Origin of the sequence: Cupriavidus basilensis (assembly GCF_000832305.1) — a bacterium.
GTDB lineage: Bacteria > Pseudomonadota > Gammaproteobacteria > Burkholderiales > Burkholderiaceae > Cupriavidus > Cupriavidus basilensis_F.
Genome location: NZ_CP010536.1, coordinates 4,399,311 through 4,426,000 on the forward strand (window position 1 = coordinate 4,399,311; position 26,690 = coordinate 4,426,000).

The 26,690-nt window shown below is 66.7% G+C and carries 19 protein-coding genes and 1 tRNA gene; 11 read left to right on the forward strand and 9 right to left on the reverse strand.

Going from position 1 to position 26,690, the window contains the following annotated elements; all coding sequences use genetic code 11:
- Together RR42_RS20335 and RR42_RS20340 are read left to right on the forward strand one after the other, a co-directional pair.
- Positions 1-486, forward strand: coding sequence for a hypothetical protein (locus RR42_RS20335; protein ID WP_052494718.1), 486 nt, complete (start codon positions 1-3; stop codon positions 484-486).
- Between the two features lie 185 nt (positions 487-671).
- Positions 672-1,598 carry a LysR family transcriptional regulator gene (locus RR42_RS20340; RefSeq protein WP_043350863.1) on the forward strand — a complete coding sequence of 309 codons (927 nt, stop codon included), beginning with the start codon at positions 672-674 and terminating at the stop codon, positions 1,596-1,598.
- Between the two features lie 12 nt (positions 1,599-1,610).
- On the opposite strand, the gene pbpC is transcribed toward RR42_RS20340, so the two are convergent.
- The 4 genes from pbpC to RR42_RS20360 all read right to left on the reverse strand — a co-directional run bounded on the left by pbpC (position 1,611) and on the right by RR42_RS20360 (position 11,098).
- Entirely contained in the window at positions 1,611-3,815 is a 2,205-nt protein-coding gene (gene pbpC, locus RR42_RS20345; RefSeq protein ID WP_043350865.1) for a penicillin-binding protein 1C, read from the reverse strand.
- Positions 3,812-4,513, reverse strand: a complete 702-nt coding sequence (locus RR42_RS20350; protein WP_043350868.1) for a lysoplasmalogenase — start codon at positions 4,511-4,513, stop codon at positions 3,812-3,814. The genes pbpC and RR42_RS20350 overlap by 4 nt, the downstream gene beginning before the upstream one ends.
- Positions 4,510-10,530, reverse strand: a complete 6,021-nt coding sequence (locus tag RR42_RS20355; protein ID WP_043350870.1) for an Ig-like domain-containing alpha-2-macroglobulin family protein — start codon at positions 10,528-10,530, stop codon at positions 4,510-4,512. Before RR42_RS20355 ends, RR42_RS20350 begins: the two co-directional genes overlap by 4 nt.
- Before the next feature lie 88 nt (positions 10,531-10,618).
- On the reverse strand, positions 10,619-11,098 hold the full coding sequence (locus RR42_RS20360) for an Lrp/AsnC family transcriptional regulator (protein ID WP_043350872.1): 480 nt from the start codon (positions 11,096-11,098) through the stop codon (positions 10,619-10,621).
- A 306-nt stretch (positions 11,099-11,404) separates the two neighbouring features.
- Here RR42_RS20360 and phhA point away from each other — a divergent pair, with 306 nt between their 5' ends.
- The 4 genes from phhA to RR42_RS20380 all read left to right on the forward strand — a co-directional run bounded on the left by phhA (position 11,405) and on the right by RR42_RS20380 (position 15,305).
- The gene (gene phhA, locus RR42_RS20365; protein ID WP_043352471.1) at positions 11,405-12,337 is read left to right on the forward strand and encodes a phenylalanine 4-monooxygenase; all 933 of its coding nucleotides are present in this window, start codon (positions 11,405-11,407) and stop codon (positions 12,335-12,337) included.
- 156 nt (positions 12,338-12,493) lie between these two features.
- Positions 12,494-12,811, forward strand: a complete 318-nt coding sequence (locus RR42_RS20370; RefSeq protein WP_043350874.1) for a 4a-hydroxytetrahydrobiopterin dehydratase — start codon at positions 12,494-12,496, stop codon at positions 12,809-12,811.
- A gap of 144 nt (positions 12,812-12,955) precedes the next feature.
- Entirely contained in the window at positions 12,956-13,660 is a 705-nt protein-coding gene (locus tag RR42_RS20375; RefSeq protein WP_043350877.1) for a response regulator transcription factor, read from the forward strand.
- Positions 13,661-13,685: 25 nt separating this feature from the next.
- Positions 13,686-15,305 (forward strand): sensor histidine kinase, encoded by a 1,620-nt coding sequence (locus RR42_RS20380; RefSeq protein WP_043350879.1) that lies wholly within the window; start codon positions 13,686-13,688, stop codon positions 15,303-15,305.
- A 37-nt stretch (positions 15,306-15,342) separates the two neighbouring features.
- Here the strand turns inward: RR42_RS20380 and RR42_RS20385 are convergent, their stop codons facing one another.
- Complete coding sequence (locus RR42_RS20385; RefSeq protein ID WP_052494720.1) at positions 15,343-15,909, reverse strand: SET domain-containing protein; 567 nt, start codon at positions 15,907-15,909, stop codon at positions 15,343-15,345.
- A 1,393-nt stretch (positions 15,910-17,302) separates the two neighbouring features.
- On the opposite strand from RR42_RS20385, the gene RR42_RS20390 reads away from it, so the two are divergent.
- The 4 genes from RR42_RS20390 to RR42_RS20405 all read left to right on the forward strand — a co-directional run bounded on the left by RR42_RS20390 (position 17,303) and on the right by RR42_RS20405 (position 20,759).
- Complete coding sequence (locus tag RR42_RS20390; protein WP_006162250.1) at positions 17,303-17,581, forward strand: HU family DNA-binding protein; 279 nt, start codon at positions 17,303-17,305, stop codon at positions 17,579-17,581.
- Positions 17,582-17,819: 238 nt separating this feature from the next.
- Positions 17,820-18,788 (forward strand): DUF2272 domain-containing protein, encoded by a 969-nt coding sequence (locus RR42_RS20395; protein WP_043350882.1) that lies wholly within the window; start codon positions 17,820-17,822, stop codon positions 18,786-18,788.
- 175 nt (positions 18,789-18,963) lie between these two features.
- Entirely contained in the window at positions 18,964-19,728 is a 765-nt protein-coding gene (locus tag RR42_RS20400) for a class II aldolase/adducin family protein (protein WP_043350886.1), read from the forward strand.
- A 47-nt stretch (positions 19,729-19,775) separates the two neighbouring features.
- Positions 19,776-20,759, forward strand: coding sequence for a 2-dehydropantoate 2-reductase (locus tag RR42_RS20405; protein ID WP_043350889.1), 984 nt, complete (start codon positions 19,776-19,778; stop codon positions 20,757-20,759).
- Positions 20,760-21,000: 241 nt separating this feature from the next.
- On the opposite strand, the gene rarD is transcribed toward RR42_RS20405, so the two are convergent.
- Together rarD and RR42_RS20415 are read right to left on the reverse strand one after the other, a co-directional pair.
- Positions 21,001-21,891: an EamA family transporter RarD gene (gene rarD, locus RR42_RS20410; protein WP_043350891.1), complete on the reverse strand. Its 891-nt coding sequence runs from the start codon at positions 21,889-21,891 to the stop codon at positions 21,001-21,003.
- A 105-nt stretch (positions 21,892-21,996) separates the two neighbouring features.
- Positions 21,997-23,130, reverse strand: coding sequence for a TRAP transporter substrate-binding protein (locus RR42_RS20415; RefSeq protein ID WP_043350893.1), 1,134 nt, complete (start codon positions 23,128-23,130; stop codon positions 21,997-21,999).
- A 480-nt stretch (positions 23,131-23,610) separates the two neighbouring features.
- Here RR42_RS20415 and RR42_RS20420 point away from each other — a divergent pair, with 480 nt between their 5' ends.
- Positions 23,611-25,344, forward strand: a complete 1,734-nt coding sequence (locus RR42_RS20420; protein ID WP_043350896.1) for a carbohydrate porin — start codon at positions 23,611-23,613, stop codon at positions 25,342-25,344.
- Here RR42_RS20420 and RR42_RS20425 read toward each other — a convergent pair.
- Both RR42_RS20425 and RR42_RS20430 read right to left on the reverse strand, forming a co-directional pair.
- Positions 25,328-26,074 (reverse strand): aquaporin, encoded by a 747-nt coding sequence (locus RR42_RS20425; RefSeq protein ID WP_082055035.1) that lies wholly within the window; start codon positions 26,072-26,074, stop codon positions 25,328-25,330. The two genes, RR42_RS20420 and RR42_RS20425, sit on opposite strands and share 17 nt — an antisense overlap.
- A gap of 536 nt (positions 26,075-26,610) precedes the next feature.
- Positions 26,611-26,686 (reverse strand) — tRNA-Phe (locus RR42_RS20430).
- Positions 26,687-26,690 lie beyond the last annotated feature (4 nt).

Sequence of the window (26,690 nt, forward strand, 5' to 3'; positions counted from 1 at the left end):
GTGCTGCGCGCGCCAGACAGCGGCTGGGGCAACTTGCCGGTGATCTTGCTGCTGGCAAGCGCCGCCGTGCTGATGCTGGCGTTCGTCATGATCGAGCAGCGCGTGCGCACGCCTATGCTGGACCTGTCGCTGTTTCGCTATCCGCGCTTTGTCGGCGTGCATTTTCAGGCGGCCGTGCCCGCGTATTCATACGTGGTGTTGCAAGTGCTGCTGCCGGTCCGCCTGATCGGCATCGAAGGCTACAGCGCGATCGAAGCCGGCCGCATGATGATTGCGCTGTCCGCACCGATGCTGGTGGTGCCGCTGCTGGCCGGGCATCTGACCCGCTGGATCTCGGCGGGCCTGATCTGTGGCCTGGGCTTACTGGTGTGCGCCGGCGGCCTGCTATGGCTGGCCAGATGCGCACCGGCTCGCCATGGGCGACTTGCCCCGCGCCATGGCCCTGCTCCCGCAGGCGGGCGAGCAAGCGCTGGTGCAAGGCTATGACGACGCCTTCCGGGTCCTGCTGTATATCCTCGCGGCGATCACCGTTGCGTCGGCGGCATTGGTGTTCGGCTTGCTCAGCCGTTCACGGTTGCCGCATCTGCCAGGATCCGCACCGCAAGCCGTACGGTAGCGACGCGCCACCGCACGCTTTGCGGCAAGGCGCGCCATGCTACCCTCGCCGCATCATGAAACCTGACGTCTGCCTTGACCCCGACCTGCTGCCTGCCATGGCCGCCTTCGTCCGCGTGGCGCGCCTGGGCAGCTTCACCGCCGCCGCCGCCGCGCTGGCGGTGAGCCCATCGGCCGTCTCGCAGACCATCCGCCAGCTTGAGCAGCGCCTGGGCGTACGCCTGCTGCAACGGACCACGCGCCGGGTCGGCCTGTCCGAAGCCGGCGCCGCGCTGCTGGCCCGCGTGGAGCCCGCGCTGACGGAGATCGGGGCGGCGGCCGACGACGCGCGCCAGCAGCGCGAAATGCCTGCCGGCACGCTGCGCATCACCACCTCGCACTCGGCTGCGGCCACCGCGCTGCAACCGGTGCTGGTGGAGTTCATGCGGCTCTATCCGTCGATCTGCGTCGACGTCGCCGTCGACGACCGCTTTACCGACCTGATCGCGGAGGGCTTCGATGCAGGCCTGCGTCTGGGGGAGGCGTTGCAACGCGACATGGTGGCGATTCCCATCACCGGCCCGATGCGCATGGTGGTGGCCGGCACGCCGGACTACTTCGCGCGCCATGGCAAGCCCAAGCTGCCGCGCGACCTGCAGGCGCATGCCTGCCTGCACTACCGCTTCGGCCCCGCGGGCCAGGTCTATCGCTGGGAGTTCATGCATGCCGCGCGCCAGGCCACGGTCGATACCGGCGTCGCGCTGATCGCCAATGACAAGGCCCTGCTGCACCAGGCAGCGCTCGCCGGGCTCGGGCTGCTTTACGAGTTCGAGGCCTTGCTGCGCGCACCTCTCGCCTCGGGCCAGCTGGTCACGGTGCTGGACGACTGGCTGCCGCCGTTCGATGGCTTCTACCTCTACTACCCGGGCCGCCTGCTGATGCCGGCCAAACTGCGCGTGTTCGTCGACTTCCTCAAGGCGCGCGCACCACTCGCGCCGGCATAGTCAGCCGCCTAGTCAGCGGCGCGGCACCTTGGCTACGGCGCCGCGCACTTCGATGCCGATGCGGTCAACCACCTTGCCCGCGGCATCCAGCAACTCCACCTCGTGCCGGCCAGGCCAGGGCAGCCAGGAGAGCTGGCCGCCGTGCCCCAGCGGCTTGCCGTCGATGCGCCAGCTCACGCGTTGCGCGGTCTGTCCGCTGACACCCTCGGCATGGAACCAGACGCGCTGCGCCGCCGGCGGGATATCGGGATCGAGCGCGAACACGGTGCCGTCGGCAGGGCTGGCGATGGCGGTCACGCGATCCTTGGTGACACGCACGCTATCCGCGCTGGCAATGTTGACAACGCGCATGGCAGTACCCGCAAGGAAGACCTCATCGCGCGCGGGCTCGAGGTCATCGGCGAAGCGCAACGGCACACGCTCCACGCCGGCGGGCATGGCCGGCGCCACGCTCGGCACCGAGCGGTGCAACGCCTCCATGATCTCGTGCCACACCGGCGCGGCGCCGGACACACCCGAGACCTCATGCATGCTTGCGCCGCTGGCGTTTCCCACCCACACGCCAACCGTGTAGCGCTGCGACCAGCCCACGCACCAGTTGTCGCGCATGTCCTTCGACGTGCCCGTCTTGACCGCGGTCCAGAAGCGCGTGGTCAGCGGGCTGTCCAGGCCAAACGTGCGCGCCCGCGCGTGGCGATCCGACAGCACGTCGGCAACCAGATAGCTCGCCGCAGGCGACATCACCGCGCGCACTGGCATCTGCGGCGCATCGGCGCGCAGCCGTGCGCCCCCATAGCGCCCGCCGTTGGCGAACGCACGATAGGCATTGGTGAGCGCGATCAGCGGCACATCGGCACTACCCAGCGCAAGGCTGTAGCCGTAGTAATCGCCGGCCTGCGCCAGCGGCAAGCCGAGCGCGGTCAGCCGCTGGTGAAAGCGAAACGGCGTGACCATCACCAGCGTGCGCACCGCGGGTACGTTCAACGACGACGCCAGCGCGGCCCGCATGCTCACCCAGCCCGCATATTGCCGGTCGTAGTTCTGCGGCACATAGAGGCCACCGCCGCCGCCCGTGGGCAGGTTGACTGGCCGGTCGTCCAGCAGCGACGCCGTGGTCAACCGCCTCCCCTCCAGCGCCTGCTCATAGAGGAACGGCTTGAGCGTGGATCCGGCCTGGCGCGGCGCGGCCGCGTGATCGACCTGCGCGGCCGCCGACAACACGCCCGACGAACCAACGTAAGCCAGCACGTCGCCACTCGTGTTGTCGATCACCACCACCGCGCCGTCTTCCACATTGCGCCCGGCAAGCTCGCGCAGATGTCGATCCAGGCTCGCCGTGGCGATGCGTTGCAGGCCGGCATCGAGCGTGGACGTGATGGTGGCAGGCACCGGCCCGCCGGCACGGGCTTGCGATACCAGCAAGCGCGCCAGATGCGGCGCGAGGTTCGGCGTCGATGCTGTGCCCGCAGTGCTGCCGCCGCTGCGCAGCAACGCCAGTTGCGCGAAGCCGTCCAGCCCATCGCATGCCTTGGGCAATTGCTGCTCGCGCAGGATGCCGCATGCGCGCTGCGCCACCTGCGGCGCACGCGCGTTGGGCGCACGCACCAGCGCGACCGCCAGCGCCGCCTCACGTGCATCGAGGCCGCTCGGATACTTGCCGAACAACGCCTGCGACAGCGCGGACAGGCCGACCAGCTCGCCGCGAAACGGCACCAGGTTGAGATACGCCTCGAGGATCTGGTCCTTGCTCCAGTTACGCTCCAGTGCCGTCGCGCGCACGGCCTGTGCCATCTTTTGGCTCACGCTGCGGCCGCTGTCGGCACGCCGCAGGTCCTCGTCGAGCAAGCCGGCGAGCTGCATGGTCAGGGTGGAGGCGCCGCGCGTGCGCGTGTTCCACAGGTTGGCCCACGCTGCGGCCGCGACACCCTGCCAGTCCACGCCGCTGTGCGCATAGAAGCGACGGTCCTCCGACAGCACGATCGCGGTACGCACAGCGGGCGATATCTCCGCCAGCGTGACCCAGTCGCCGCGGCGCGCACGAAAATCGTCGCGCACCCGGGACAGCGTTTCGCCGTGGCGGTCGAGCACCACCACATCCGCGCTGCGCCAGCTGGCGCGCACGCTGTCGTAAGACGCTAGCGCAAGCGCATGCGTAGGCGCGCAGGCCACGCAGGCCGTCACGGCCATCGCGGCCACCACACGCAGGCCTGCGTTCATTTGTCCCGCCCGGCCGCCACGCCGGCCACCAGCAGCACTTGCGCGGCCGCGTAAGTCCACCAGATGCCGAGCGCAAAGGTATCGAACGGCGCGAGGAACCGCGCGGTGCCAAGCAAGCCGTCTGACACGGCAAAGCACAGCGCACCGATTGCCGCCAGCGGCGTCGGCAGTTTCGCCAGCAACGCGGCGCAGGCCATCGCCGCGAGCGCGCCGACATAGACCGAGACCGGCACCGCCAACGCGCCCAGGTTGGGCCAGAAGCGCGCGAGCATCACGCCGGCCGCGCCCACGACCACGCCGCAGGCGATCAGGCGATGCGCGCGCCAATCTCCCGCCATGGGCACGAACAAGCCGAGGTAGGCGAAGTGCGCGATCAGGAAAGCCCCAAGGCCGCCGATGAAGGAGAACGACAGCCACGGCATCGCCAGCAGGAAGTCCCCCACCGCGCAGAACAGCAGCGCCGCCATCAGCCAGCGCCGCTCGCGGCGTAAGGGATGGAAGCGCGCGGCGCGTACCAGCAGCAGCGCCATGGCGGTCTTCCACAACGGCTGGAAGGCGATCTGCCCGTTCAGCGGCGCGCCGGGCGGCGAGTCCATCGCAACGGTGACCAGCAAGCCGCCGTAGACCAGTCCGGCCATGGTGCCGGCCAGCCACCACTCGCGCACCCGCGCGGGCATCATCATTGCAAGCCAGCTCAAGGGCGTTCTCCTACGGTCAGTCTGGCATTGGGTTGCGCGCCGAATACATCCGGCGCGTACATCGCCTCGACCCGGGTGGGCGGCAAGGCAAACTCGCCGGCATTGTTCAGGCGCACGGTGTATTCCACCGTGGCACTGCCGCGCGGCATGTAGGCGTAATACTCGCGCAAGGCCTGCGGGGTGCGCTCGGTGAATGCAGGCCATGCGCCCTTGCGCCGCTCGCCGCGCGTGGCGATCTCCGAGTCGCGCCCCAGGCCGCTGCCGAGAATGGTGGCGCCGGCGGGCACCGGGTCGCTCACCACCACCCAGGTCATGTCGGCCTGCGCATCGATCTCCAGCTTCACGCGATACGTGTCGCCGCGCGACCACCTGCCCGCCACCGCCTGCTCCACCGCCGTTACGCTGCGCGTGATGCGATAGCCCGCCGAGAGCGGCGCGGCGAGCGGCACCGCCGCCAGCGCGCGCACCGTGGCCCAGGGTTTGCCGGCGCCTTGCTGCACGGCCTGCAGCGTGGCGGACTCGCCCGCGCGTGGCCACGGCAGGCTGATGCCGCCGCTTGCCACGCCATCCACCTTCCCGGCGCGCGCCCAGTCGAAGCTGCGCGATGCATCGGGCACCCCCTCCAGCGTCACGCGCGTCGCGCCCGACACCGGCGTCTTCTCGAAGGCTTGCGCAAAGCGCGTGATCGCCAGCGAGCCCCAGGCGTTGGCCGTGGTCGTGCCCCAGGCACCGCGCATCTGCCGGCCGAGCAAGCCGGTAGCGAGTTGCGCGCTTTCGTCCTTCCAGCCGGGCAGATCGAGCGACAGCGCCAACAGGCGTGCGGCATTGAGATCGCCGCCGCTCATCAGCCACCACCAGTTGTCGCCGCGCTCGGTGGAAAACGCCAGCCGCGTGCCTTGCACCGTCAGCCGCGAGCGCAGGATCTGCTGCGCTTGCGCGAGGCGCTCTTCGCGCTGCGGGATATCCTGCACGCGCGACAGCACGGCAATCCAGTCGAGCAGCGCCGAGGTGGGCCACTGCGCCGGCAAGATCTGGATCGAGCCCAGCATGCGCGCCTGCGCGTGCCCGCTGCGCGAGAGCGCCTCTAGCGCCGCCAGCTTGCGCACCTCCAGGTCTTGCGTCGGCGCCCAGCGTTCGCGCTTGATGCGGCCCTCGATGAACGCGGCCAATCCGCTTTCCATACGGGCCCGCGTTTCGTCGGGCAGGCGCAGCGGCAGCCCCGCGCGCACGGCTTCGTCGGACACGGCCAGCAGGTAGGCGGTCAGCACCTCGCTGCCGGCGTTACCGTCGTTTTGCAGCGGAAAATACGAGGCCAGCCCGTCGTTGTCGAGATAACCAGGCAGTTGCGTAGTCAGTGCATTCCACTGCGCCGCATCGCCCAGCCCGATCGCGCGCGAGGCGCGCTGTTCCAGGCACGAGAACGGATAGTTGCGGAACCACTCGCGCACGCCCGGCATGCCACCAGCCAGCGAGGCTTGCAGGTTCACCTGCAGGCCACCGCGAGGCTGCCCCGCGCCATCGGCCAGCGCACCCTGCGGTGCGCGTACCGGCACCGACAGGTTTGGCGCGAGCTGCGCCAGCGTGGCTTGCTGCACGGTGAGCGGCACCGCCGGCACCAGTTGCTGCGAGAGCTTGACGCGGTCACTGGCGCCGCCCGTCTTGCCGGCCTCGGTAGCTTCCACCTCCCATTGCACCGTGCCGTCCTGGGCCGACGAACCCGCCGGCAACAGCGGCGCGGCCGCGTCCCAGCCAATCTCGCGCGATTCGCCCGCGGGGATCTCCACCGTCTGCGCGGCCAATGCCTGCGGCTGCACGGACTGTCCCGGCGGGCTCACACGCGCCACGGCCTGCACCGTCATCACGCGCTGCGTGGTATTGCGCAGCGTAAACATAGCGCGATAGCGGTCTTCCTCGCGCACCAGCGGCGGCAGTCCGGAGATCAGCTGCAGGTCCTGCGTGGCAGCAATGGTCGCGCTGCCGTTGCCGAAGCGGCCCACGCCCAGGTCGGCCACGGCCACAATACGGAATCGCGTGAGCGAATCGTTGAGCGGCACCGTCAGCGTGGCGCGCCCTTCGCCGTCAAGCTGCACGCGCGGATTCCACAGCAACAAGGTATCGAACAGCTCGCGCGTCGGGCTCTTGCCGCCGCCGCCGCCCGCCGGCACGGCCTTGCGGCCGTAGTGGCGTCGGCCGATGATTTCCATCTGCGCGGTGGCGGTCTGCACGCCATAGCTGCGACGGCGCAGCATGGCGTCGAGCAGATCCCAGCTTGTGTTCGGCATCAGCTCCAGCAGGGCTTCATCCACCGCGGCAAGTGCAACTTCGCCATTGGCGGCAGGCCTGCCGTCGGGCAGCTTCACCTGCACGGCTACCTGCGCCTTGCCGCGCACGGGATAGCTCGTCTTGTCGGGCGTCACCTTCACGTCGAGCTTGTAACCCTCGTTGCCCACGCGAATCTCCGCCAGCCCGAGGCGGAATGCCGGCTTGGACAGGTCCACCAGCGCGCTCGGCGCGGCATACTCGCGGCCCTCGCTGCGAAACGCCTGCCACCACTCGGTTGGCTGGCGCCAGCCCCAGGTGAAGAACGAATACCAGGGCACCTCGCGCAAGCGCCCGCGCAATGCCAGCACCGACACATACACATTGGGGCCCCACTCCGGCCTTACCTTGACCCGCACCGTGGGATCGCGCCCGTTGAGCTCCACCACGCTGGTCTCCAGCACGCCCTCGCGCTCCACCGCCACCAGCGCGGTGGCATGGCGGAATGGCATGCGCACCTGAAACACGGCGGTCTCGCCCGGCGCGTAGGCCTTCTTCTCGGGCAGCAGGTCGATGCGGTCGTTGTTCTCACCGCCGAACCACAGCTCGCCCTGGCGCGTCACCCAGACCGAGGTGGCGGCCTGCGATACGCGTCCCGCGTTATCCCGGGCCTGCGCGATCAGTTCCACCTGGCCGGCCTCGGGCAACGTCACGTCACATTGCATGCGGCCTTGCGCATCCGTTCGGCCTTCGCACACGATGCCCAGGTCCTTGTTCTCGTTGCGGTTGTCGTAGCGATAGAAGCCACCCACCACCCGCTTGCGCACCGAGGTGGTGATGCGCGCCTGTGCGCGCAGCGAGATCGGCACGTTGGCCTGCGGCCGCCCCTGCGGATCGAGCGCCACGGCATGCACGGGAAGCTTCTGCCTGACCGAGACCCAGCTCTCGGTGCGGATGCCCGCCACCACGCCCGCCGGCCACATTGGCACCGTCTGGCGCAGCGTCTGGATCTCACCGTTGGGATCGGCAAAGCCCGACTCCACCACCAGGTCCTTGGGCGCGTCCAGCCTCGGCACGTTCTTGAGGGTGAGCGTGCCGCCGCCGTTCTTGTCCAGCTTCAGCGGCAGTTTGTCCGCCACCAGCTTCTGCGCATCGTCGCGCGGCGTATTGCCATCCTCGCCCTCGTCCTCATCGCCGCTGCTGTCCTTTTGCGCCTTGCGCGGCGCGGTGAAGGCATAGCTGTCGTAGTCGGCAAAGCGCACGTACTTGTCGCGCAGCAGCGCCGACACCTGCACCGGCAAGCCTGCCGCGCCACCGCCCGAGACGTAGTGCACTTCCAGGTTGAGCGGCACCTCCGCCGGGGCCACCAGCGCCCCGCCGCTGCCGGCCTTGAGCGTGCCCGCGAGCACCGGCAGGCGGAAGGCTTCGACGCGGAAGCTGCCGCTGTCCAGCACATGGTCCTTCCCATCGCTGAACGACACCGTATAGACGCCCAGCTTCGCCGCTGCGGGAATCGCGAACGTGCTCTCGGCGCTGCGCCCACCGGTAGCGGTGCTGCGCCATTGCACCGGCTGCTCGTAAGTCTGGCCACTGCCTTCATGCTGGATGACCAGCTTTTCCGGCAAGGGATCGCCCGCGCCCGGCAATGCGAAGCCATTCGCAGTCTCGGTGCGGATCATGTGCTTCATCGACACGGTCTCGCCGGCACGCAGCAAGGTACGGTCGAAGATGGTGTGCACGCGCACGTCCGGCACCGCGCCGGTGTCGGTCGGCACGTTGAAGCGCCAGCTCTCGATGCCCTGGTTCCAGTCGGACATCACGAAAGCCATGTCGGCCTGGCCACGTGCCTGCGGATGGTCCGCGGCGATGCGCGCCGAAACAAAATAACCGGACAGCCCGGTGTCGTCGCAACTGCGCTCGCGCACGTCGTCCAGGCCGTTGAAACTCGCTAGCCCGGCGGCATCGGTGCGGCCCGAGGCCAGCAGCTTGCCGCTGCAATCGCGCAGCGCCACCGCGGCGTTGGCCACCGGCTTGCCGTCGTCGAGCGTAGTGACCCACGCCAGCGCGGTCATCTTGCCGGGGCCTCGCGCGAGCTTGAAATGCACGCCGAGGTTGGTCACCAGCGCGGCAGTGCGCACGTACATGGGCGCGGGCTTGCCGAGCAGCGCCTCGCCCAGCATCGGCGAAGCGATCTCCACCACATGAAAGCCGGCTTCGGGCAGGGGAATGCCGACCACCTCGAACGGGCGTGGCGCCTTGCCGCCCGGCTCAACCAGCTGCGGAATGGCGAGCTTGCGCGCACCGGCCACGCCATCGAGCAGCGAGATGGAGCGGGTCTCGATGGAAGGCGCATTGCGTGGGTTGTTGACCGCGGACGGCGAGCGGCCGGCAAGAATGGCATCAAGCTCGCCGCGCGTCCAGCTGCCTTCGTGCAGCCGGCGAACCAGCCCGTACCAGCGCAGCACCGCGCCATCGTCGTCCACCTTCAGGCGGCGTACCGTGCCGGCCTGCGCGCGCACGCCTTGCGCCGGCAGGTCGGCCTCGACATTGCGCAGCGTCACCGGCAGCAGCGCCGGATAATCGACCGCTGGCTTGCCCTTGGGCAGCTCGCCAAAACGCTCAAGCACGCCGAACGGCGCGGCCGGGAATTTCGCCAGCGGCGGCATCGCGGCCATGCCCACCTTGAGCGGGAACAGCTCCGCATTGGACAGCACGCGGCCACTGTCGTCCTTCAGGCCAGCAGGCACAGACAGTGTCAACTCGGTCTTCTCGGCAAAGGGTGGCTTGAAGCTGACACTGCTGATGGGCGCGTCGCGCGCCGCTTGCGGCTCGAACTGCGGGGCGCGCGGGCCTTTGGGCGTGTTGAGCAGGATATGCTCGGCGTCCTTGCGCGAAATCGGCGCGGAGAACGACAGCGAGATCGGCCGCAATGGCGTGCAGGGCGACTGCGCGCGCTCTCGCTCGCAGGTAAAGCTCGCGGTGAAGGGCTCGCGCACGGTGTAGTCGAAGCGCCGTTCGTCGCGCGTGACCAGCCCCGATGGCGTGGCCACGCCGCTGCCCAGCACCAGTTGCATGCGCGCGCCGGACGGCAGGCGCTGCTGGCAGGCCAGCAGGTGGACGGTATCCACCTCGTCGGCCTTCAGCTTCCAGTGCAGCGCGCCCAGCACGGCGTCGCGCTCCTTGCCGGCAACGAGACGCACGGGGATGCGCTCGCCCAGGCCTTGCGCCTGGCACCAGGTGGCGTTGCGCACCGAGCCGGCGGTGGCCGGGCCGTTGAAACGCAGTGCAAAGACCTGGTCCTCTTCGATTTCGCCGCCGCCGGGACGCGCGGAGACCACGGTTGGCCCGCCGGTCTCGAAGCGATACTCCGGCTTGCCGGCGTATGCCTTGCCGGCCTCGCTCTTGAGGCCAGGCGCCATGCGCACTGTGCATTTGACGCCTGGCGGCAGGTCACGCGCAAAATCGAATGCCCAGTTCTTCGCGTCGATCCAGCGTGCCTGTCCGGTGATCGTGCTGCCATTGCAGGACACCGTGGCGGGCGGGCTCGCCTGCAAGTCGCCCAGCGGCACCATCGCTTCATCGAAGCGGATCGCCACCTGCCGCACGCGAGCGACCTCGCCCTCCGGCGAGAAACGCACCACCTGCGCCGCCTGGCCGGAGCCCGGCATGGTCGCCAGCACGGCCTGCAGGCAGGCTGCGGCAGCCCACCAGTACCCACGTCTCTCACGCTTGTCCATCCGCGCGACGATCTGCGTCATCCTGCCCCCTCCCGATTGCGGCACCCGGCGAGGGTGACATGCGCCGATGGCAAGCGCAAGCCCGCGCGCGCTGCGAGCGGCCCGCAGGCTAGCGCAAATGCGACAGTGGCAACGGCCCGTCGCGCTTGAGCGCGGTCAGCACGATGTTGGAACGCACGCTTTCCACACCCGGCACGCGCATGAGCTTCTTCATCGTGAATTCGGCCAGCGTCGGCAGGTCGGGCACCATGATGCGCAGCAGGTAGTCGGCCTCGCCCGCCACCGAGTAGCACTCCTGCACTTCCTCCAGCAGCAGGATGTCCTCGCGGAAGCGCTCGACGATGGTGTCACCGTGGTGGGCCAGCTTGACGCTGGTGAACACCATCACGCCAAGCCCGAGCGATGGCGGCGACAGCACCACCCGGTAGCCGGTGATCACGCCGTCGGCCTCCAGCCGCGCGAGCCGACGCCCGATCTGGCTGGGTGAGAGATGAATGCGCTCGGCGAGCTGCTGGTGGGTGGAGCGGCCGTCGGTCTGCAACGCCGCCAGCAGCGCGAGGTCGAATGGGTCGAGATTGATCATGGTCATGTCGCTTCGGTCGCTTCGGTCGCGTTGGACAAGTTCGACGCGTTCGGCGCGCTAGGCGCGTTGGTCGAGTCGGAATCGCTTCTTGTTGTGCACCAGGCGCGGGTAGGAATGCTACCCCCGCCGCCGCCTGGCGGCGCGCCGATTGTCGACGGCAGCGCACCCGCGCACATTTCCCGCAGACAATACCAAATTTTTGCGCGATTGATGCATCGCATGACGAAACAAAGCCGTTTTTGCGGGCCATTTGCGTCACGCCCTGGCTAAACTGTGCGGTAAATCCGCAGGAGATAAAACATCATGGACGCAATGGCTACCGCCACCCACGCTGGCGACGCCCAGGCCAGCTTTTCCGGCACCCTGACCGACAAGCTCAAGGAACAATTCGACGCCGGCCTGCTGTCCGGCCAGGAATTGCGCCCCGACTTCACCATCGCGCAGCCACTGGAACGCTATACGGACACCGACCACGCGGTGTGGGCCAAGCTCTATGACCGCCAGGCCTCGATGCTGCGCGGCCGCGTCTGCGATGAGTTCCTGCAAGGCCTGTCCACGCTGGGCATGGAGCGTGACCGCGTGCCCAGCTTCGACCAGCTCAACGAAACCCTGATGCGCGCCACCGGCTGGCAGGTGGTGGCGGTGCCCGGCCTGGTGCCGGACGCGGTGTTCTTCGAGCACCTGGCCAACCGCCGCTTTCCCGCCAGCTGGTGGATGCGCAAGCCCGAGCAGCTCGATTACCTGCAGGAGCCCGACTGCTTTCACGATGTGTTCGGCCATGTGCCGCTGCTGATCAACCCGGTCTTCGCCAACTACATGGAGGCCTACGGCAAGGGCGGGCTCAAGGCCGCTTCGCTGGGCGCGCTCGACATGCTGGCGCGGCTGTACTGGTACACCGTGGAGTTCGGCCTGATCCGCACACCGGAAGGCCTGCGCATCTACGGCGCGGGCATCCTGTCGAGCCAGGGCGAATCGATCTACAGCCTGGACTCGGCCAGCCCCAACCGCATCGGCTTCGATGTGCGGCGCATCATGCGCACGCGCTACCGCATCGACACCTTCCAGAAGACGTACTTCGTGATCGACAGCTTCGATCAGCTGTTCGACGCCACCCGCCCCGACTTTGCGCCGCTGTATGAGGAACTGCGCGCACAGCCCACGCTGGGCGCGGGCGACGTGGGGCAATCCGACCTCGTGCTCCAGCGCGGCTCGCGCGAAGGCTGGGCCGACAGCGACGACGTCTGACACGCGCTACCGGCGCTACCCGCGCGCATCCTTTGTGAAACAATGACGGCGTGCCTGCTCCGCCCCCGCCTCCCTGCACATCGCAAGGGCCGGGAGGCCGGGCAGGCCGGCCGGCATTGCCCTTTGCCCACTTCCTTTTCAACCATCGAGCCCCTCATGTCCCCTGCGCCCGTCGTGCCCCTAACACTTGAAGAACGTGCACCGCTGCTGGCCAGCCTGTCCGGCTGGAGCACCGTCGATGACCGCGATGCGATCCACAAGCGCTTTACCTTTGCCGATTTCAACGCCGCCTTCGCCTTCATGACGCGCGTGGCGCTGGCCGCGGAGAAGGCCGACCATCATCCGGAGTGGTTCAACGTCTACAACCGGGTCGAAGTCACCCTGTCCACCCATGACGCCAACGGCCTGACCCGGCGCGACACCGATCTGGCCGCCTTCATGGACCGCGCGGCTGCTTCGCTGGCAAAAGCCTGAGCGCGCACGCGGCAAGCCAGGACACGCTGGAGACTGTAGGCAAACCGAAAGCTCGCCGGCGGTCGTGCGCTGTACAATCGCTGGCTGACCGTTTGTAACTTTCGTTACTCTCCCGATTCCTTTCCTGCCCCCCAGCCTTCCACCATGCGTATCCTTCTGATCGAGGACGACCGCCAGATCGCCAGTGGCGTCGAAGCCGGCCTGGCCCAAGCCGGCCATCAGGTGCGCGTGGTGCACGACGGCGTCTACGCCACCGAGCACCTGCTGCGCGAACAACACGACCTGGTGATCCTCGACCTGGGCCTGCCCGGCATCGACGGCATGACCCTGCTGGCGCGCTACCGCGCCCGCAACCGCACCACCCCGGTCATCATCCTGACCGCGCGCGACGAACTCGAAGACAAGCTCTCTGGCCTGAACGCCGGCGCCGACGACTACCTGGTCAAGCCCTTCGCCCTGCCCGAGCTGGAGGCGCGCGTGCGCGTATTGCTGCGCCGCAGCCAGCACGGCGAGGCCGCGCCCGAGCGCGACGTGCGGCTCGGCCGGCTACGCCTATCGGGCAACGACCGCCGCATGTTCATCGATGGCAAGCCGCTGGAGCTTTCGCCGCGCGAATTCGCCGTGCTGGAGCTGCTGCTGCAGCGCCAGGGCCGCGTGGTCAGCAAGGCGCAGCTGCAGGACCATCTCGCCACTTTCGCGCATCCCGCAGGGGAAGGCGGCGACACGGTCGGCGATACCGCCATCGAGGTCTACGTGCACCGCGTGCGCAAGAAGCTCGAAGAATGCGACGTGGAGATCGTGACCGTGCGCGGCTTCGGCTACCTGCTGCAGATCCGCGCCGGCACCTGACGCCGCGCCCAGGGAGAAGCCCGCCATGTGGCTGCGCCCACGTCCTCCCCAGCCTCCCAAGGCCCTGACCGATGCCGCCGGTGGCGCATCCGGCAAAGCCGCAACGCCCGCCGCGACGCCATCCGCGCGCTCGCCCTCCACGCAAAGCCTGCGCGTGCACTTGCTGCGCGCACTGGCCACGCCACTGTTCGCGCTGGTGCTGACCAGCGGCTCGCTCTCCTACTGGCTGGCGGCGCACTACACCACGCAGGTATTCGACCGCGCGCTGTATGGCGTGGCCAACAATATCGCCCAGCAGATCCGCATTGCCGGCCCCCGGCTGGAGCAAGACATCCCGATGATTGCGCAGACGCTGGTCGAGGCCGAAGGCACCGACCGCATCTACTGGCGCATCCACGGCCCCGACGGGCTGATCGGCGGCATGGACACCTGGCTGGGCTACGGCACCGGGCAAACCTCGCTGCACGATGCGCGGCTCTTCTACGCCTGGTTCAGCGGGCGCCAGGTGCGCGCCGTGCGGCTACCGGTCAACCTGCCCAGCCCGGCCTCGGATGAACTGGCCACCAGCGAAGCCGGGCGCGTCCCGCGCGGGCCCATCGTGGTGGAAGTGGCTGAACTGCTGGATCGGCGCGAGACCGCCGCCAACGAAATCCTGCTTTCGGTCTCCGTGCCGCTGATCCTGCTGCTGGTGGTGGGCAGCCTGATCCTCTCGCACGTGCTCAAGGAAGAGCTGGTGCCGCTGCAGATCCTCACCGACAAGCTCAATCGCCAGACCGCGCGCTCGCTGGCGCCGCTCGATGAAACCCAGGTGCCGGCCGAAGTGGAGCCGCTGATCCGCGCGCTCAACGCGCTGCTGGCCAGGCTGCGCGATGCGCTGGACGCGCAGCGCAAGTTCATCGCCGATGCCGCGCACCAGTTGCGCACGCCGCTCACCGCCGTCAAGCTGCATGCCGACCGTGCGGTGCAGTCGGTGGATCCCGCGGTGACGGACCACGCGCTGCGCGAGCTGCAATCGGCGGCCGACCGCGCGGTGCGCCTGTCCAACCAGTTGCTCTCGCTGGCCCGTGCGGAGCCTGGGCTGTCGCTGGAGCGGCTGGGCCCGATCGAGCATTTCGACCTGGCCACGCTGGCCTTCGAGACCGGCGCCGAGTGGGTGCCGCAGGCGCTGGCGCGCCAGATCGACCTTGGCTTCGAGACCTTGCCCGGCCCCACCTTTACCGGCGCGGCGCCCTCCACGGTACGCGGCAACCGCTTGCTGATGCGCGAAGCGCTCAGCAACCTGATCGACAATGCCGTGAAATATGTGCCACCCGGCGGGCGCATCACCGTGCGTGCCGGCGGCGAGGCGCTTGGCCATCGTGGCATGGCGGTGGTGATGGTGGAAGACAACGGGCCAGGCATTGCGCTGGCGCGCCGCGAGGAAGTCTTCAAGCGCTTCTTCCGCGGCGACCATACGCCGGGGCCCAATGCACCGGCGCAACCGCCCGGCGGCGCGGGCCTGGGGCTGGCGATCGTGCATGAGATCATCGGCCTGCATCAGGGCACCATCCGCATTGAGGATGTGCCCGCCTCCGGGGAGGAGGTTGAGGCACGCGGCATGCGCTTTGTGATCCGCATCCCGTGCGAGGCCGCCGGGACGGTCTGAGGCAGGACAAGCCGCGACGCGGCTCGCCCTTCTCTTTTCAAGCGCCCTGCCTAGCCTTCTTTTCCTTCGGCGCCAGCATGGTGCCGCGGCATTTCGGGCTGCCGCAGCGGCACTCGAACTCCTTTTTGAGCTTCTTGGTGTAGCGCGCGTCGATCACCAACCCATAGTCATAGAACAGCTCCTCGCCGCCGGCGATGTCGCGCAGCGCGTGGATGAACACCCGCCCCTTCTTCTCGCGCGCCTCGCAATTGGGCTCGCAGGCGTGGTTGATCCAGCGCGCGCGGTTGCCGCCGAACTTGGCGTCGATCACGTCGCCGTCTTCCAGGCTGAAGTAGAAGGTATGGTTGGGATCCGCCGGATCGTGCGGATGGCGCTTGAGCGCTTCCTTCCACGAGATGTGCTCGCCCTTGTATTCGATGATGCGCTCGCCCTCGGCAATCGGCGCGTTCGCATAGACGCCCTTGCCATGCACGCCAGAGCGGCGCACTTCCACGCGGTCGGACGCGGTCTTGCGCTTGCCTTGCTTCGGACTCTTGACGCGCCTGGCGTCTTTCGCGTCAGTCCCTTCCTGCTTCAATTCCGCTTGCTTTGCCTGTTCCGCCATGTGCCATCCCGTATAGATCCGCCTGCCACCCCGCGTGGCTGCGCGCCGCCCGGGCGCGATGGCGATGATACCTGCCCATATTGGCCGCGGCATCCCCTTGCCGGCAAATAGGCGTATACGGGCAAACCGCCTGAACCTGTACACGTCAGGCCAGGTATACGTCACGCTGGTTTACGGGGAGACCCGCCGTCAAAACAGCCTCAATCAGCACCCCTGTGTTTACGTATACAACCGCGCCCCCGCTGATCATCTGTGGATAACCCGGCAAAAATCTGGGGATAAAGACATGCAATTCATGTGGGCTGCCTGGGGTTGGCATGGGGATGCATCGGGCATAAGTAGGAGGGTTGCACCCGACACCCTCCGCCAGAAGGATAAGTCATCCACGTCCGCCAACACCGGGTCCCACCACTTCTGCTTCTTGCAACACGCTGATTTTAAAGGTGTTAATTGGGTTATCCACAGAAAAGGCAGCCGTTTACCTACTACTACTATCTGTATACATTAAAGAAAGAAGTAAACAGAAAGGACTGCGTCCGGCGATCGGTGCGCAAAAAGAACCCGGCAAAAAATAAAGGGCTGAAAAGCCGCTTCAGGCGTGGCTTCTTTTTTGAGCAGAGGGAATTTGCTGGCCGCGGCACGGTTTACTGCCGCGCCTCCATGGTTTTTTGACGAGAAAGACCGCGTATACGCCTCGTCTCCATGCTGGGCGTGGACGTATACGTGCCGCTTGGCGGAGGTATACGTCCACGCAGCCCGGCGCGTAAACGCGCACCGTTCACTGCGTCGATTGACGCATGCATGAGGCGAATAGCCTCAAGATCCCGACCTCGCTTGCACATCAAGCATCATGCACAATAGTGCATAGCCTTCCCTGGCAGTCCCACGAGCCTCGCTGCTACGCTGCAATGGGTACGCGGCCCCGCAGCTCGGCGCCAGCGAAAGAAGCGCTCATAGCGCCCATAGGGCCCCTTTACGAGCGAGCGCAGCCGCTGCGCGACGGGCAACTGCCGTTGACGCCCGACCGGAGCCCGGGCGTCAGAGGAATTTCGCGCTGCGCGTACCGGGCCGCGCTACGGCAATGCAATGCCCCTGAGAGGGCCTACGAGGCCACTGGAGCCGTTTTTCGGGCATGGATGCCCTGTGGGACACCTGGGCGCGTTAACTCGCCTGAGGCCCATCCTGAAGCCGCCGAAGTCCCTGCTTATCTCCCCTAATCCCCACAAAGCCCCAGCCAGCGCGGCCTGGAGCGGGATGCGCTGTAACAATCTGTTCCCGGTTGACGTGGCCCGACACGGTATGATGTGGCCCGCGGCGCCTTTGCCGGCGCCGGTGCGCAGTGCGCCGGCCCAGCCAGGCGTCCTTGTTTTATCAACTCGACACGGAGTGAAGCATGACGAAAACCGAACTGATCGACGCCATCGCGGCCGGCGTGGACGGCCTGACCAAAGCCAAGGCAGAACAAGCGCTGAACGTGACGCTTGGCGCCATCATGGAAGCCGTGGCCAAGGGCGACACCCTGAGCTTGATCGGCTTTGGCACCTTCAGCCAGGGCGAGCGCGGCGAACGCATGGCGCGCAACCCGCGCACCGGCGAAGAAATCAAGGTCGAAGCCGCCAAGACCGTCAAGTTCAAGGCTGGCCAGAAGTTCAAGGACGCAGTGAACCAGTAAGTCCCGCGGGCGGTTTCGTGCCAGCCCCGTTGGATCAACCCCGCCGTGCCGCCACCAGTTGCCTGATGGCATGGGTGAGCGCCAGGCGGGGCGCGTTATCCACAGTGTTTGACCCGCGGTTATCCTGCCGCTTCGCGGTATACGCCGCACCCTCCGCCAGCCCGGTAAGATAGTGCCCTATCGGCGCCTTCCCTCTGTAAATACAAGGGTCTAGGACGTCCTGCTCAGTAGGCCTCTCATGCACCTTCGTTCGCCGCGCGGCAGATTTCCACAGCTTTATTCACAACGTTTCCCACAAAATTTTCCACAGGCACGAGCGCTTGGCCTGAGCCTGCTGATGACGCTCGCGCTGGTCTCGGGTTGCACCACGCCTGCTCCGCCCGCCCGGCCTCAGGCGATCCCCCTCCCCGATACGGAAAAACCCGTCACAACGCCCGGCGCCACGCAGCGCCAGCGCATCGTCGAGATCGCCTGGCAGGAATGGCAGCGCTGGGGTGGCCAGACCGTGCGCCTGGGCCGTGACGACACCGCGTGCGTGGCCGACAGCCCGCTGCCGGCACCCGTATTACCCGGCATGCCGGTGGCGGGGGGCAATGCGGATGGTGCGGATGCCGCAGACCGCTCCGCCGATCGCGAGGAAGAAGAGAGCGGCGAGTCAGCCTGCCTGCACTTTCCCGATGGCACCGGCATGGAGGCCACGCCGCAGGGCTGCAAGCTCGCCCAACGCTACTGGGCCATCGTGGGCAAGGCCGTCACCTGCCGCCAGATCACCCAGGGAAACTGGGCCTGGTCTGCCGTATTCATTTCCTGGGTGATGCGCAAGGCGGGCCTTGACGATCGCCAGTTCCTGACTGGCGATTCGCATTCGATGTACGTGGTGGACGCGCGCGACGGCATCCTGCCCGCGCCGGCGTTCCGCATCGAGCCGTTGCCCGCCATGCCCCGCCCGGGCGATGTGATCTGCGCCGCGCGCGGGCGCGACAAGTACCTCGACAGCGCGGCCGAGATCGGCTTTGGCACCACGCCCATGCACTGCGACATCGTGGTCGAGGTCGACCCGGCGGCACGCCTGGTCAAGGCCATCGGCGGCAATGTCCAGCAATCGGTGTCGATGGAGCTAATCGAGCTCGGCGATTCGGGCATGATCGACGGCGTCACCAACTCGCACATGCCGTGGCTGCTGATCATGCGCAACACGCTGCCCTGAGCCTGAGGCGCTGCGGGTAGCCCCCGGCTTGACCAGTACCGCAAAATCATTAACATGGTAATTAATCGAGCAGCGGGATGGGTTGCCCCGCACTAACATCCCGGCCCGACCCCACCTGAACCGCATTCCGAAAGCGCGCGCACCGACGCCGCGAGCAACGCGAGAGGAGACCTGCATGGCTGTTGCCAACTGTCATCCGGCGGAATGGGAGGCGCGCGTCAAGCTCGCCGCCTGCTACCGCATCTTCGACCGGCTGGGCTGGACCGAGCTGATCTACAACCACATCACCTTGCGCCTGCCGCCGGAGGCTGGTGGCGACGGCGGCAATCCCCATTTCCTGATCAATCCCTTTGGCCTGCGCTATGCGGAGGTCACGGCTTCCAACCTGGTGAAAATCGATCTGGCGGGGCAGGTCATCGGTGAGAGCCGCTGGCCGGTCAACCCGGCCGGCTTCACCGTGCATGCGGCCATCCACGCCGGCATCCCGGGCGCGCACTGCGTCATGCACACGCACACCACGGCGGGCATGGCGGTCGCCTGTTCGGCGCAGGGCCTGTCGATGAGCAACTTCTACGCAGCGCAATTGTTCGACAAGGTGGCCTACCATCCGTTTGAGGGCATTACCGTGCACGACGACGAAGGGCCGCGCCTGGTGCGCAATATCGGCGACAAGCCCGCCGTGATCCTGCGCAATCATGGCCTGCTAGCCTGGGGCGACAGCATTGCACGTACCTTTTCCACGCTCTGGCTGCTCAACCGCGCCTGCGAGATCCAGCTGGCTACGCTGGCCATGGGGGCGGCGCTGCCGGTGCCCGAGGAGATCCAGCGCAAGTGCACGCGCGACTCGCTGCAGTTCAATCCCAAGTTCGGCGCGGGCGAAGATGTGTTTGCAGCACTGACCCGTGAAATTAACCGTATCGATAAATCGTATCGTGATTAGTAATCATTGATTCGTTGTATGAATAAAAATACAGGAACAAGGCAGTCATGACATCCCTATGCATCGTCGGCGCAGGTGCCGTCGGCGGCTTTATCGGCGCACGGCTCGCCCGCTCCGGGCAGGCGCTGAACGTCCTGGCGCGCGGCCAGACGCTGGAGGCACTGCGCTCGCAAGGCCTGACCCTGATCGAGGGCGAGCGCACCGAGACGTTTCCGGTCAACGCGCAAGGCGATCCCGCAGCGCTAGGTACGCAAGATGTGGTGATCCTGGCAGTGAAAGCCCCGGCATTGCCGCAGCTGGCGCAGACCATCGGGCCACTGATCGGCCCTGATACGGTGGTGGTGACGGCGATGAACGGCGTGCCGTGGTGGTTCTTCGAGCGGCCCGGCCCGCATGCCGGGTTGTCGCTGCGCACCGTGGATCCGCAAGGCGCCATTGCGCGCGCCATTCCTGGCGCGCAGGTGATCGGTTGCGTGGTGCACCTCACCGCCTCTACGCCGGCCCCGGCCACGGTGCGCCACGGCTTTGGCGCGCGCCTGATCCTGGGTGCCGCAGGTGGCGCTACGGGCATGGCAGCCGGCAAGCTCGAGGCCGTGGCCAGCCTGCTCGCCAGTGGCGGCCTGGAGGTCGAGCGCAGCGCCGCGATCCAGCAGGACATCTGGTTCAAGCTGTGGGGCAATATGACGATGAACCCGGTCTCCGTGCTGACCGGCGCCACCTGCGACCGCATCCTCGACGATCCGCTGGTCAATCGTTTCTGCCTGGCTGTGATGGCAGAAGCCAGCAAGATCGGCGCGGTCATCGGCTGCCCAATCGCGCAGAGCGGCGAGGAGCGCAACCAGGTCACGCGCAAGCTGGGCGCTTTCAAGACTTCGATGCTGCAGGATGCGCAGGCCGGGCGGCCGGTGGAGATCGATGCGCTGGTGGCATCGGTGCGGGAAATCGGCGAGCACGTCGGGATCGCGACCCCCAACATCGATGCGCTGCTGGGGCTGGTACGGCTGCATGCGCAAGTGCGTGGGCTTTACTGACCCGGTGTGTCCGGATAACGGGGTTTGGTATTCCCGCTACTAATCAAAGTGACCTGTCTGTTTTATTTTTAATAAATGGCAGGAATTTTTTTGACCTGAATCGCCAGGACTTGGCCCACTGATTGTTGAGTGAACTGCTTCGACGACACGAAAATTATTCGTTTGATGAATATTTTATATTGTTTATCGGTCGAGTTCATTGTTGGTAAAAATAAAAAAGGGCCTCCATGAGGCCCTTTTTTTACCCTTGCGGCGCCAGCTTCGCGCGCTGGCGCCCCGCCCATATCCCCTCGACCGCATAAACAACCAGCGATATCCAGATCATCGCGAAGCCGATCTGCTTGCTGGCCGGGAACGGCTCGTTCCAGAGCCATACGCCGAGCAGCAGCTGCAGCGTCGGGCCGGTGTACTGCAGCAGCCCCAGCAAGGACAGCGGGATACGCCGCGCGCCGGCCGCAAACAGCAGCAAGGGGACGGCGGTGACCGGCCCGGCAAGCAGCGCCAGCAACTGCACCCCGCCGCCCACCCCGGTGAAGTCGGCCTGGCCCGTCGCGAACAGGTAAGCCAGAGCGCTTGCCGCCAGCGGGAACAGCAGCATGGTCTCAAGCGAGAGGCCTTCCAGCGCGCCCAGCGTGGCGGTCTTGCGCAGCAGCCCGTAGCCGCCGAAGGTGGCGGCCAGCGCCAGCGCAATCCATGGCAACTGGCCCGCGGCCACGGTCAGCCAGACCACGCCTGCCGCGGCCAGCGCAATGGAGGCCCACTGGCCGGGACGCAGCCGCTCGTGCAGGAACAATACGCCCAGCAGCACATTGAACAGCGGGTTGATGAAGTAGCCCAGGCTGGCGTCGACCACCCGGCCGTTCGATACCGACCAGATGTAGAGAAACCAGTTGCCGCTCAGCAGCAGCGCACTGGCGACGAAGCCGGCCAGCAGGCGCGGATTGGTCCAGACTCCGCGCAGCCAGCCCCAGTGGCGCCGCCAGGTCAGCACCAGCCCCAGGAACACCAGCGACCACACCATGCGGTGCAGCAGGATCTCCATAGGCGCGATGCCGTGGAGGGATTTGATATAGAGCGGCAGCAAGCCCCAGATGATGTAGGCGAGCAGCGCGTAGATGATGCCGGTTTGCATGAAGAGTCCCAAGGAATCGGGGGATTCTACCGGCGTAAAAAAACCCGTGCTGGGCACGGGCTTATGGCTGGCTTGCGCCACCTCGCGCAGACGGCTGCAGCGCGCTTACAGCTTGCGTGAAAAGCTGAACTGCGAGAATGCCTGCTCGGCCACGTTGAACCATGCTGCTTCGTTGTTGCGAAAGACGCGCCAGTCGTCGTAGATCTTCTTGAACGACGGATTCTTGGCGGTTTCCTCGGCGTAGGCGTCCTGGGTGGCCTTGAAGCAGGCTTCCATGATTTCCTTGGAGAACGGACGCAGCTTCACGCCGTTTTCCAGCAGGCGGGCCAGCGCTTGCGGATTGACCGTGTCGTACTTGGCCATCATGTTGGTGTGGACTTCGATCGTGGCCGTTTCCAGCGCGCGCTTGTACAGCGCGGGCAGCTTCTCGTACTCGGTTGCCGACGAGTAGAAGGACAGCTGCGCGCTGCCTTCCCACCAGCCAGGGTAATAGTAGTACGGGGCGACCTTGTAGAAGCCGAGCTTCTCGTCATCGTACGGGCCAACCCATTCCGCCGCATCGATGGTGCCTTTTTCCAGCGCGGGATAGATGTCGCCGCCAGCAATCTGCTGCGGCACCACGCCCAGGCGCGACAGCACCACGCCAGCGAAACCGGCGATCCGGTACTTCAGGCCCTGCAGGTCGGCAACCGTCTTGATCTCCTTGCGGAACCAGCCGCCCATCTGCGCGTTGGTATTGCCGCCCAGGAAATTGACGACGTTGTATTCCTTGAAGAATTCGCGCATCAGCTTCATGCCATTGCCCTGCATCATCCAGGCGTTTTGCTGGCGCGAGGTCAGGCCGAACGGGACGGTGGTGTCAAAGCACAACGTCGGGTTTTTGCCGAAGTAGTAGTAGCCGGCGGTGTGGCCGATCTGGACGGTGTTGTTTTGCACCGAGTCCAGCACCTGCAGCCCCGGCACGAGTTCGCCGGCGGCGAAGACCTTGATGTTGAATTTGCCGTCGGTCAGTTCCTTGACCCGTTGCGACAGCAGTTCGGCGCCACCGTAGATGGTGTCAAGCGACTTGGGGAAGCTCGAAGCCAGGCGCCATTCCACGGCCGGATTGCTGCCGATCACGGCCGGTGCGCTGGCACCGGCGGCGGCCGGCGCGGCGGCCTTTTCTTCCTTGCCGCACGCGGCCAGCGCACCCGTGGCGGCCACGGCCGATGCCTTCAACAGAAAGGAACGACGTTCCATGACTTCTCCTCTTTTATAGATTTTTAATGCGGCAGCAGGGGATGGGCACGCCCGCGTCATGCGCGGGCATTTCGCTCTGTACCGAGACGCGCAAGCAGCCAGGGTAAGGCCACCGCGCAACAATGAGCCTGTTACGCAGACACGCCAGGAATGTGGCGTATCCTGGCATGCCTTCGTAACAGGCTCGGGGGCGCCGGTCCGTACCCGTCGGACAGGCCAGACGATTATAGCGGTGGCCCTTTCGCCACGGGAGGCCGTGCAAGTGCGGGTTTTCGCTAGGAAAGTGCAGATTTAGGGGCGCCCGTACATCGTCCTGTCATCCCGTGCCGCTCCCATTAGCATGACCGCACCGTCGCATACCGGACGCCGCAAACGACGTATCCCATATGGTGAGAAGGACGCCCCGCCGCGGATTTTGTAACCCCGCTTGCGGTCCAATCGGTCGACTGTTAAAAAATCACGCCTTACTGGTCCTGCCCTATGTTGTTTGCCGTTTCGCCCGCCTCCGGCCGCTTGCCGGTGCTCCGCTCGCGTTGCCTAGCCGTTGTCTTGCTGGCCGCCTGGGGATTGAACGCGTGCGCGCAGACCGGACCTGACCTGGCGGCAGCCGATGTGCCGGCCGCGCCCATGGCGGCACAGCGTGCGGCTACCCCGCCTGAGGCTGACCCGCTGGCAGCGCTGATTTCGAACGAACAATCGGCTGCGGCCCCGATAGCCGGCGATGCTCCAGTCGCGGCAATCACGCAGGAAGCGCCCAAAGGCGCCGCTGCGGATGGTGCTTCGCCCGCCACCAGCACCGCCCCCCCCCCCACCCTGCCAGAGCCGCCCCCGCCTGCTACCTGGGCCAATGCCGGCCTGGACGACAACGGCATCGAGCTCGCCGGCCCGCCAGATCCACCCTTGCCTCCGGAACCGGTTGTTGCGCCTCCCCCGCCCGTGGTGCTCTTTCCCAAGCGCCTTGGCGAGTTCGTGGCGGAGGCCGTGCCGGAGGTCGCCACGCCTGCTGAGGGCGAGGTTGCCGACACGCCGGCGCTGGCTGGCGAAAGCTATGCACTGGTGTCCCAGCTGCCGGCCGATGATCCCGCCGGCGAGCAGGTCTGGCGGCTCGGCTACAGCGGTCGCGCCGCGTATGACGATCGCACCACCGCCACCCGTGCCTGCGCTGGCGGTGGCACCTTGTCCACCGGCATCGGCGGTGGACTCGCGTGCCGCAGCACCGGTGAGGTCAAGGTCAAGGAGTCCCTGTTCTCGCTAGACGGCGGCGCGCAGGTACAACTGGTGGCGCAGGCCAAGGGGACCGATGCCACGTCGATCAATGGCCGCCCGGCCGCGGTCGATCCCTATGCCCTGCTGCCGCAGATCTATACCTCGGTCAGCGGGCTGTCGGTGCTGGACGGCGCCACGATGTGGGCCGGCCGGCGCGAGAGCTCATCGTTCCTGATGTCGTCAGGGCTGCTGCCGCCCACGTCGCCGGCGATGCGTTTCGGCGTGGATAACGCCCGCTTTGGCGATATCGCGCTCAACTACCAGTACACCGCGCGCAATGACCTGAATGGCGCCAACCTGCCGAGCTATCACTCGCTGCGCACCGCGCCCATCGCCACCAATGAGAAAGGCTCGGTGCAACTGGGCTATACGCGGGTGGAAGCGCAGCCGTTGATCCAGCAGACCGGAAGTGCGTGGTGGGTGTCAGCCATGCACGAGCAGCAAGGCGTGCTCGCCGGCACCAACCGCTTCGGCATGCAGTTTGGTGAGGGCAGCCGTAACGCGTTGACCGGCTACACCGGCATGGGGCCCGCCTTGTCGCGGGTACGCGTGGCGGAATCGATGGAGTGGAAGCAGCGCTCGGGGCTGGGCCTGGCGGGTTCGGTCGAGTCCAGCATGCAGTTCGACCGCTCGCCGGTGGGCATGCTGCAATGGATGGCCACGCGCGTGCGCCCCGCCTATATCGCGAGCGACCAGTTCAAGCTGACCTTCGAGGTGGCGCACGATCAGATCTCTTCGGGCTTCGGTGCCAGCGGACAGCGCACGGCCGTGACCGTGGCGCCCACTTTCACGCTTGGCAAGGCAGCCGGCAATGCCAACCTGCGCGCCTTCTACACCTACAGCAAGGCCAGCGACGTGGACGGCATCGCCTTTGCCTCACCCGCCGATACCTGGGCTTCGCAGACCTCGGGCTCCATCTTCGGTGTGCAGCTCAATCGCCGCTGGTAGGCGCGATAGCGGCTGCGGCCGCTGCTCGCAGCAGCCAGTGGAAGACCAGCGTGGCGCTAAGCCCGCCCGCTAGCTGCGCCAGCACGAAGCCCGGCACATCGATGGCGCGAATGCCGGTGAAGGTTGCCGTCAGCGCGCACGCAAGGGTCAGCGCCGGGTTGGCGAATGACGTCGATGCCGTGAACCAGTACCCCGCCGTGATATAGCCGGCCACCGCGAACGGCACCAGCCCGGCCCGGCTGCGCCCGGTACCAATCGCTACGCCGATGAGGCCAAAGGTGGCAACAAACTCGCTCCACCACATCGATGGCCCGGTGCGGCTTTGCGCCGACCAGGCCAGCATCGGTTCGCCAAACATCGCATGCGCGCAGGCGACCCCTGCGATGGCGCCACCCATCTGCACTAGTCCGTAACGCCAGGCATCGCGCGCTGGCAGCGCGCCGCGCACCATCGCCGAGAGCGTGACGACCGGGTTGAAGTGCCCACCCGAGACCGGTCCCAGCGCCAGCAACAATGCAATCAGCCCGCCGCCCGTGGCCAGCGAGTTCGCCAGCAAGGCCAGCGCGACATTGCCGCCGGCCAGCTGCTGCGCGCGAATGCCCGAGCCTACCACCACCGCTACCAGCAGCGCCGTGCCGAGTCCTTCCGCGACCAGACGCTGGCAGAGCGTGCTCGCAGCCGCAGGTACGCTTGCGCTGTGCGGTTCGGCAGCGTGGGCCGGGTCGGCCATGGTATCGGGGGAAAGCGCGTGCATCGGGTTTGCTGTGATGGGCGGGAGCGCGCAGTGTTTCGTCTTTCGCCTTGCAGCGTCAATGCATGCTTGGGTTGTTTTGAATGAACCGGTGGTATTGAATGCTTGGCGTGCTTGGCTGAATCGCTATCGGGATGGCACGGACGGTGACATGACATCGCGAAAATCGGAGGTCAGGACCCAATGCGAAAAGCGGATTTCGGGGGGAATTGGCGTAATGCCGATAATCGCGGGCGCGATGGCGCTGGACGGACGAATTCGTGCCTGAACATTAGGCGGTGGCGGGCGATAGTACAAGGGTTTGCGTGCGCGGGGCGATGCCGCCGCAACGGAGGTGATTGACGCGTCCAGGCCGTGTTCTGAGCGGCGATATGCGTGTGGATGGGGGTACTAGTAGCACCCCAGGCTTGCGCCTCCCAGGCGCGCCGGAAGAAGGCCTGCAGGGCAGCGATGAAACGATGGCCACAATGAAAAAAGCCCAAGACCTTTTCAGATCTTGGGCTTTTTCGTAATGCTGGTGGCCTGGGACGGAATCGAACCGCCGACACAAGGATTTTCAATCCTCTGCTCTACCGACTGAGCTACCGGGCCAAAG

Coding starts and splice junctions, on each gene's coding strand:
- RR42_RS20340 (WP_043350863.1), top strand. CDS start 672: ATGAAACCTGACGTCTGCCTTGACCCCGACCTGCTGCCTGCCATGGCC.
- pbpC (WP_043350865.1), bottom strand. CDS start 3,815: ATGAACGCAGGCCTGCGTGTGGTGGCCGCGATGGCCGTGACGGCCTGC.
- RR42_RS20355 (WP_043350870.1), bottom strand. CDS start 10,530: ATGACGCAGATCGTCGCGCGGATGGACAAGCGTGAGAGACGTGGGTAC.
- RR42_RS20360 (WP_043350872.1), bottom strand. CDS start 11,098: ATGACCATGATCAATCTCGACCCATTCGACCTCGCGCTGCTGGCGGCG.
- phhA (WP_043352471.1), top strand. CDS start 11,405: ATGGCTACCGCCACCCACGCTGGCGACGCCCAGGCCAGCTTTTCCGGC.
- RR42_RS20370 (WP_043350874.1), top strand. CDS start 12,494: ATGTCCCCTGCGCCCGTCGTGCCCCTAACACTTGAAGAACGTGCACCG.
- RR42_RS20375 (WP_043350877.1), top strand. CDS start 12,956: ATGCGTATCCTTCTGATCGAGGACGACCGCCAGATCGCCAGTGGCGTC.
- RR42_RS20380 (WP_043350879.1), top strand. CDS start 13,686: ATGTGGCTGCGCCCACGTCCTCCCCAGCCTCCCAAGGCCCTGACCGAT.
- RR42_RS20385 (WP_052494720.1), bottom strand. CDS start 15,909: ATGGCGGAACAGGCAAAGCAAGCGGAATTGAAGCAGGAAGGGACTGAC.
- RR42_RS20390 (WP_006162250.1), top strand. CDS start 17,303: ATGACGAAAACCGAACTGATCGACGCCATCGCGGCCGGCGTGGACGGC.
- RR42_RS20395 (WP_043350882.1), top strand. CDS start 17,820: ATGCACCTTCGTTCGCCGCGCGGCAGATTTCCACAGCTTTATTCACAA.
- RR42_RS20400 (WP_043350886.1), top strand. CDS start 18,964: ATGGCTGTTGCCAACTGTCATCCGGCGGAATGGGAGGCGCGCGTCAAG.
- RR42_RS20405 (WP_043350889.1), top strand. CDS start 19,776: ATGACATCCCTATGCATCGTCGGCGCAGGTGCCGTCGGCGGCTTTATC.
- rarD (WP_043350891.1), bottom strand. CDS start 21,891: ATGCAAACCGGCATCATCTACGCGCTGCTCGCCTACATCATCTGGGGC.
- RR42_RS20415 (WP_043350893.1), bottom strand. CDS start 23,130: ATGGAACGTCGTTCCTTTCTGTTGAAGGCATCGGCCGTGGCCGCCACG.
- RR42_RS20420 (WP_043350896.1), top strand. CDS start 23,611: ATGTTGTTTGCCGTTTCGCCCGCCTCCGGCCGCTTGCCGGTGCTCCGC.
- RR42_RS20425 (WP_082055035.1), bottom strand. CDS start 26,074: ATGGCCGACCCGGCCCACGCTGCCGAACCGCACAGCGCAAGCGTACCT.